The 7194-nt window shown below is 42.4% G+C and carries 5 protein-coding genes; 4 read left to right on the top strand and 1 reads right to left on the bottom strand.

Annotated elements, in window-relative coordinates; all coding sequences use genetic code 11:
- Nucleotides 1–91 precede the first annotated feature (91 nt).
- Nucleotides 92–1909 (bottom strand): hypothetical protein, encoded by a 1818-nt coding sequence (locus tag ORI98_RS18015; RefSeq protein WP_306136135.1) that lies wholly within the window; start codon nucleotides 1907–1909, stop codon nucleotides 92–94.
- 466 nt (nucleotides 1910–2375) lie between these two features.
- On the opposite strand from ORI98_RS18015, the gene leuA reads away from it, so the two are divergent.
- The 4 genes from leuA to leuD are packed head-to-tail and all read left to right on the top strand — an operon-like array spanning nucleotide 2376 to nucleotide 7072.
- Complete coding sequence (gene leuA, locus ORI98_RS18010; protein WP_261297715.1) at nucleotides 2376–3944, top strand: 2-isopropylmalate synthase; 1569 nt, start codon at nucleotides 2376–2378, stop codon at nucleotides 3942–3944.
- Complete coding sequence (gene leuB, locus ORI98_RS18005) at nucleotides 3941–5035, top strand: 3-isopropylmalate dehydrogenase (RefSeq protein ID WP_261297714.1); 1095 nt, start codon at nucleotides 3941–3943, stop codon at nucleotides 5033–5035. The genes leuA and leuB overlap by 4 nt, the downstream gene beginning before the upstream one ends.
- Nucleotides 5035–6447 carry a 3-isopropylmalate dehydratase large subunit gene (leuC, locus tag ORI98_RS18000; RefSeq protein WP_261297713.1) on the top strand — a complete coding sequence of 471 codons (1413 nt, stop codon included), beginning with the start codon at nucleotides 5035–5037 and terminating at the stop codon, nucleotides 6445–6447. The genes leuB and leuC overlap by 1 nt, the downstream gene beginning before the upstream one ends.
- A gap of 19 nt (nucleotides 6448–6466) precedes the next feature.
- On the top strand, nucleotides 6467–7072 hold the full coding sequence (gene leuD, locus ORI98_RS17995) for a 3-isopropylmalate dehydratase small subunit (protein WP_306136134.1): 606 nt from the start codon (nucleotides 6467–6469) through the stop codon (nucleotides 7070–7072).
- The last annotated feature ends 122 nt before the right edge of the window (nucleotides 7073–7194 follow it).

Below are 7194 nucleotides of genomic sequence, written 5' to 3'. Positions count from 1 at the left end.
AAGATTCGACACCTTTATCAAAACGGGTAACTCTCACTTTTTCAAGTTGAATGTCAGATCAAGTCGAAACTAATACACATCATTGCTGCGTTTATTTGACACCTTGTTGCTGCTTTTGAAGTTTACCTAATTTATTGAGTTCTGCTCGTTTTATTAAGCTTTCTAGCGTATCTAACTGCTGTAAACTCGCGCTGCCAAAATTCAGTTTGATAGACAAGTAAGGCTGAATAATTGGCGTGAGTTGGCTAATCACTTTCTGTGCCCCTTCTTCAGAAGCAAAAGGTAATAAAATCGCCATTCGATCATCTTCTATACGTAAAATCTTGTCCTGTTCACGTAGTGTGTGTTGTATTTTCTGCTGAACTATTGCGATATCCACAGCACGCATTTGTCTTGTACCCAATAGCAATAATGTTAGAGGATAATGACTTTGTTTCGCTTTACTTAAAATTGCATCAACCTGCTGTAATGCGTCATTAACGCTTTCCGACGGTGTATTGGATTTAGGCTTTCGATAAATAAAAGCGACAAATGATGCCAGTAAAATGAAAATACCTAAGCTAAGCAGTGCTACATTTTGCGCTTGAAACATTAATGAAGAGGCATTTATTTCATTAGAAAGGTTTTCAATCGGCTCTCTGCTGGCTTTTATTTGTGCTATTCGCGAGTTGGATAATTGCTCATTCGCTTTTTGGCCGGCGTTGAACTTCAGTTTCTGTTGCTTTAACGCCAGTTCGAATTGGCCTTGTTGCTCATAATAATCACTCAGTATTTGATGAAACTCGATGAGGTCAAAATATTGTGCGCTATTTTCGGCTTGTTTAATGATTTCGGTCATTAGACTTAAAGCTTCCGAATCTTTATGTTGAGCAAAATATATTTGCGATAATGTCCTTTTGGCACGCATTGCTTTTAAATCATCAAATGTGTCGATAAAGTGCCGCAAGCTTTTATTTATCGCCATTTCAGCTGCATCTAAATTGCCTAAATGTAATTCTATATAAGCCGTTTGAGCGTCAAACATAGCCTGGTTATGATGATTCCCCACGTCAGGGCTAATTTGTTTAGATTGATTTAAGTATTGTTCTGCGGTGGCTAAATCGCCCAATGAGAGTGATATTCTGGCCAGATAAAATGCAGTGCCTGTTGCTATTGCGCCATTTGTTTGCGGATCGTTTAGGATTTCCTTAGCGTACTCCAGTGCGGTTTCTTCATCACCTGATGAGTACAGCAAGTTGCTCATAATCATTTTTAAATAAGGTGCAGGCACCATATACCAAAAAGGCAGTTGTTGTTTTGCAATTGGGTACAGCTCTTTGGCAACTTTTATACTTTCAGATGCTTGTGCATAATTACCGTTAATATTTTCTCGTAAAGATCGTGCGACTGTACCTAATAGCAAAGCTTGAGGTTGATTATATTGCTTGGCTAGCTTAATGGCTTCTTCGTTGATTAAGGTTGATAAAGCGTATTTGCCTAAAAAATCATAAGCACTGGCCTCACAGGCTAAAAAGTATGGCTTAGCCTGATCCATACGCATTATTTTAGTGTTATCAGCACCTTGTTTAGCTATTTCAACAGCATGTTCATTTTGACCAGAATCGATAAAATTAAAACAACTGACTAATTGTAATTTTAAAAACAAGGTATCTGAAAATGAATTGTGCTGATGACTGACTTCCAGCTGCTCAATCAAGGCTTTAGCGCGATTGGGATATTGAGGCGATAACCAAGCGATGTAATCAAGTTTTTGGTTAATCGTTTTGGCTTCAAAATCTTGCTGTGACATCTCAGAGGTTGCAGATATCGCTGGTGCTATGTTTGTTGTCAGTAATATGGCGGTAAAAAATATCGTCATCAAGGGCGACATTAGGCGATAAATATGTGAAGGTACTGACAGCAAAAGCATGGCCACCTAAATAGGTTTGGGAGTAAACGGATCAATAGTGTTGAGTATACCTATTTTGATGCAAATTATGCAGAAAATAAATCAATCTACTAGCGTTAGGGGGCCGATTATTGCTATCAAAAACATATTCATTCAATCATTATTCATTAGAATTGGTCATTCATATTATTCAACTTGATAAAAAGGGGGTTGACACTGAAGCGTTGGCGAGGTAATTATTAACCCAAGAGTAATTCAATCACAGAATAGATATTTAAAAATAATGAATAGAATTTATGCACTACTAGGCCTCCTTCTCCTCATTCGCAAATATTGCGCGGAGCCTTTTGTGTTACATGTGAATTAAGAATCTCACCCATCACAAACCCCGCGCATTATGTCGCGGGGTTTTTTGTTTATACACATTTGAAAATTTAGCTATTGCTGGTTTGAATAAAAAAGCAAAGGCAAAAGTGGAGTAAAATCGATGTCAGATAGAGTAATAATTTTTGATACTACGCTACGAGATGGTGAACAGGCATTAGCGGCCAGTTTGACAGTGAAAGAAAAACTTCAAATCGCCTTAGCATTAGAACGTCTTGGTGTTGATGTCATGGAAGTGGGTTTTCCTGTGTCTTCACCGGGTGATTTCAAATCCGTGCAAACTATCGCTCAAACGATAAAAAATAGCCGTGTATGTGCTTTGGCTCGAGCGTTAGAAAAAGACATTGATGCCGCAGCCCAAGCGTTATCGGTAGCAGACCAATTCCGTATTCATACCTTTATTTCTACTTCAACGATTCATGTTGAGAGTAAATTAAAACGCAGCTTTGATGATGTATTAGCGATGGCCGTGCATGCGGTTAAATATGCTCGTCGTTTTACTGATGATGTTGAATTTTCTTGTGAAGATGCTGGACGCACACCAATTGATAACTTATGCCGTATGGTAGAGGCTGCGATTACCGCTGGTGCTCGAACCATCAATATTCCTGATACCGTCGGGTATACCATTCCAAGTGAGTTTGGTGGGATTATTCAAACCTTGTTTAACCGTGTACCAAATATCGATCAAGCGGTGATCTCAGTTCACTGTCATGATGATTTAGGCTTATCTGTTGCTAACTCAATTACCGCCGTTGAAATGGGTGCCCGTCAAGTGGAATGTACCATCAATGGTATTGGCGAGCGTGCCGGTAACTGTTCACTTGAAGAAATCGCGATGATCTTATCAACCCGTAAAGGCTTGTTGGATTTAGATTGTGGTATTAACGCCAAAGAAATTCACCGCACTTCAAGTTTAGTCAGTCAGTTATGTAATATGCCCATTCAAGCTAATAAAGCGATTGTGGGTACCAATGCATTTTCTCATTCATCGGGTATTCACCAAGATGGTATGTTAAAAGCGAAGAATACCTATGAAATTATGACGCCAGAGAGTATTGGCTTGAACCGTAATAATTTAAATATGACCTCGCGTTCAGGTCGTCATGTGATCAAACATCGCATGGAAGAAATGGGTTATTTGGTCACTGATTACGACATGGATAGCTTATACGATCAATTCTTAAAATTAGCTGATAAAAAAGGCCAAGTGTTTGATTATGATTTAGAAGCATTAGTTTTCATGGAGTCACAAGCACAGGACGATGATAACTATGAATTGCAGCACATGATGGTGCATTCAGACTCTACGGAAGGGGTTGCGACCGCCACAGTGCGTATTGTGGTTGATGGCGAACAAAGAACTGAGGCTGCAACGGGTAATGGACCTGTTGACGCGGCATATAATGCCATTGCCCGCGCAACTGGACGTGATATTAACATTACCAGTTATAAATTAGGTGCTAAAGGCGAAGGTCAAAATGCATTAGGCCAAGTGGATATTACCGCTAAATATAATGGCCAGAATTTCCATGGTGTTGGTTTGGCAACCGATGTGGTTGAGTCATCAGCACAAGCCTTAATCCACGTAATGAACTTAACGTATCGTGCAGATAAAGTGGCTGATTTTAAACAACAGATTCATAAAAATAGGGAGTTAGGTGGCGTATGAGTTATCAAATAGCAGTATTGTCGGGTGATGGTATCGGTCCAGAAGTGATGGCTGAAGCACGTAAGGTGCTAGCTGAAGTGGAAACGCGCTTCAAACTGGATATCAACTACACCGAATATGACGTAGGCGGCATTGCAATTGATAATCATGGTTGCCCATTACCAGATGCCACCCTAAAGGGGTGTGAAGCCGCAGATGCGATTTTATTCGGCAGTGTGGGTGGTCCTAAATGGGAGCATTTACCGCCTAACGATCAACCCGAGCGTGGTGCGTTATTACCACTTCGTGGTCACTTTGAACTGTTTTGTAATTTACGACCAGCTAAATTACATGATGGTTTAGAGCATATGTCTCCGTTACGCAGTGATATTTCTGCCCGTGGTTTCGATGTTTTGTGTGTGCGCGAGTTAACCGGTGGCATTTACTTTGGTAAGCCAAAGGGTCGTCAGGGTGAAGGCGATGATGAAGAAGCCTTCGACACCATGCGCTATAGCCGTCGTGAGATAACCCGAATTGCCCGAATTGCTTTTGAAGCCGCGCGTGGTCGTAAAAACAAGGTCACTTCAGTCGATAAAGCTAACGTGTTGGCTTGTTCGGTTTTATGGCGTCAAGTGGTAGAAGAAGTGGCTAAAGACTTCCCTGATGTCACCTTAGAGCACATCTATATCGATAACGCGACCATGCAATTGCTACGTCGCCCAGATGAGTTTGATGTCATGCTTTGTTCAAACTTATTTGGTGATATTTTATCCGATGAAATTGCCATGCTAACAGGCTCAATGGGCTTGTTGTCTTCAGCAAGTATGAATAGTACCGGCTTTGGTCTATTTGAGCCAGCGGGTGGCAGTGCGCCTGATATTGCCGGAAAAGGCATTGCCAACCCTGTTGCACAAATTTTGTCAGCAGCCTTAATGCTACGTCATAGCTTAAAGCAAGAAGAGGCTGCAAGCGCGATAGAACGTGCGGTCACTCAGGCTTTATCAGCGGGCTACTTAACCGGCGAGCTATTAAGTGCAGACAAACGCAGCCAAGCAAAATCGACCAAACAAATGGGTGATTTTATCGCTAATGCCATTAAGGAAGGTGTCTAATGACGCAAACTAGCGCAAAAACATTATACGAAAAAGTATGGGACGCACACATTGTTGCGACTCCAGAGGCAGAAGCTCCCATTATTTATGTGGATCGTCACTTGGTGCATGAAGTGACTTCTCCTCAAGCATTTAGTGGTTTAAAAGTAGCTGGGCGTAAATTACGCGCGCCTGAAAAAACGTTTGCCACCATGGATCACAATACCTCTACTAAGAGTGCCAGCCTCGATGCCCTAAGCCCAATGGCGCGCACTCAGGTTGAAACCTTAGCGCAAAACTGTAAAGAGTTTGGTGTGCGTTTATATGACATTCACCATCCAAACCAAGGTATCGTGCATGTTATGGGGCCTGAGTTAGGGATAACCTTACCGGGCACAGTAATCGTTTGCGGAGACTCGCATACTGCCACGCACGGTGCGTTCGGCGCCTTAGCATTTGGGATAGGCACCTCCGAAGTTGAGCATGTACTGGCGACACAAACCTTACGTCAATTAAAAGCCAAAACCATGAAAGTGGAAGTGCGTGGACAGGTTACCGATGGCGTCACGGCTAAAGATATTGTGTTGGCGATTATTGGTAAGTTAGGCATGGACGGCGGTACAGGCTACGTTGTTGAGTTTTGTGGAGAAGCCATTGAAGCATTATCAATGGAAGGGCGCATGACACTCTGTAACATGGCTATCGAAATGGGCGCTAAAGCCGGCATGGTTGCACCAGATGAAACCACATTTAGCTATTTGAAAGGGCGTGAATTTGCACCTAAAGGCACGACATGGGATCAAGCTGTGGCTGCGTGGTCTGGATTAAAAACAGATGCAGATGCTAAGTTTGATGCTCAAGTGGTGCTTGAAGCAAAAGACATAGCGCCACAATTAACCTGGGGAACTAACCCTGGTCAAGTCGTCGCTATCGATGGTGTTGTGCCAAACCCAGATGATGAAACTAACAGCACAGAGCGTAACAGCATCATTAAAGCGCTGGAGTACATCGGCTTAACTGCGGGCACCAAAATGACCGATGTTACCATCAATAAGGTGTTTATTGGTTCATGCACCAATTCACGTATTGAAGATTTACGCTCAGCCGCAGCGCATGCTAAAAACCGCAAAGTGGCTGCAGGAGTTACCGCAATCGTGGTACCGGGTTCTGGTCAGGTTAAGTTGCAAGCTGAAGCTGAAGGCTTAGATAAAATCTTCCTTGAGGCTGGTTTTGAATGGCGTTTACCAGGTTGTTCAATGTGTTTAGCTATGAACGATGACCGTTTAGAAGCGGGTGATCGCTGCGCATCAACCAGTAACCGTAACTTTGAGGGTCGACAAGGCCGTGGTAGCCGTACGCATCTAGTGAGCCCTGCAATGGCAGCTGCTGCAGCGATAGCAGGCCACTTTGTTGATATTCGCAAACCATACTAAACCGAAAAAGGAAATAAACATGCAAGCATTTACTGCCCATACCGGTTTAGCCGTGACCATAGATAGTGCCAATATTGATACCGATCAGATCATTCCAAAACAGTTCTTGTCCAAAGTGACACGTGACGGTTTTGGTGTGCATTTGTTTCATGATTGGCGCTATTTAGATGATGCAGGTGATCAACCTAATCCTGAGTTTGTATTAAATCAGCCGCGTTATAAAGGTGCATCTATTTTATTGGCTCAAGAAAACTTTGGTTGCGGATCAAGTCGTGAACATGCTCCGTGGGCATTAGCCGATTTTGGCTTACGGGTCATTATTGCCCCTACCTTCGCAGATATTTTTTATGGTAATGCTATTAATAATGGCTTATTACCAGTGAAGTTAGCTGCTGAGCAAGTGCAACAATTAATGGATGAAGTGGCGGCTAGAGAAGGCGCGGAAATTACCGTTGATTTGCAAGCTTTAAAAGTTACCTCACCTTCAGGCGCGGTGTTCAGTTTTAACCTTGTTGAGTCAGCACGCCATAAGTTACTTAATGGACTTGATGCGATAGGCTTGACCTTGTCGTTTGAGCAAAGCATTACGGATTACGAAGCGAAAATTCCCGCTTGGTACGTTTAAGTCGCCGTTTAGTCGATTAAACTTTAAAAACCTTCTGTAATAGAACAATGCCGATCGTTTAAGGGCACTTGACCGATCTTGAAGATGAATGATAATCCCTACCAGTATTCTGGTGGGGATTT

Origin of the sequence: Shewanella sp. ULN5 (assembly GCF_030731885.1) — a bacterium.
GTDB classification, from domain to species: domain Bacteria; phylum Pseudomonadota; class Gammaproteobacteria; order Enterobacterales; family Shewanellaceae; genus Shewanella; species Shewanella holmiensis.
The sequence above is the reverse complement of the archived record's forward strand: the minus strand, read 5'-3'. Positions and strand labels throughout refer to the sequence as shown.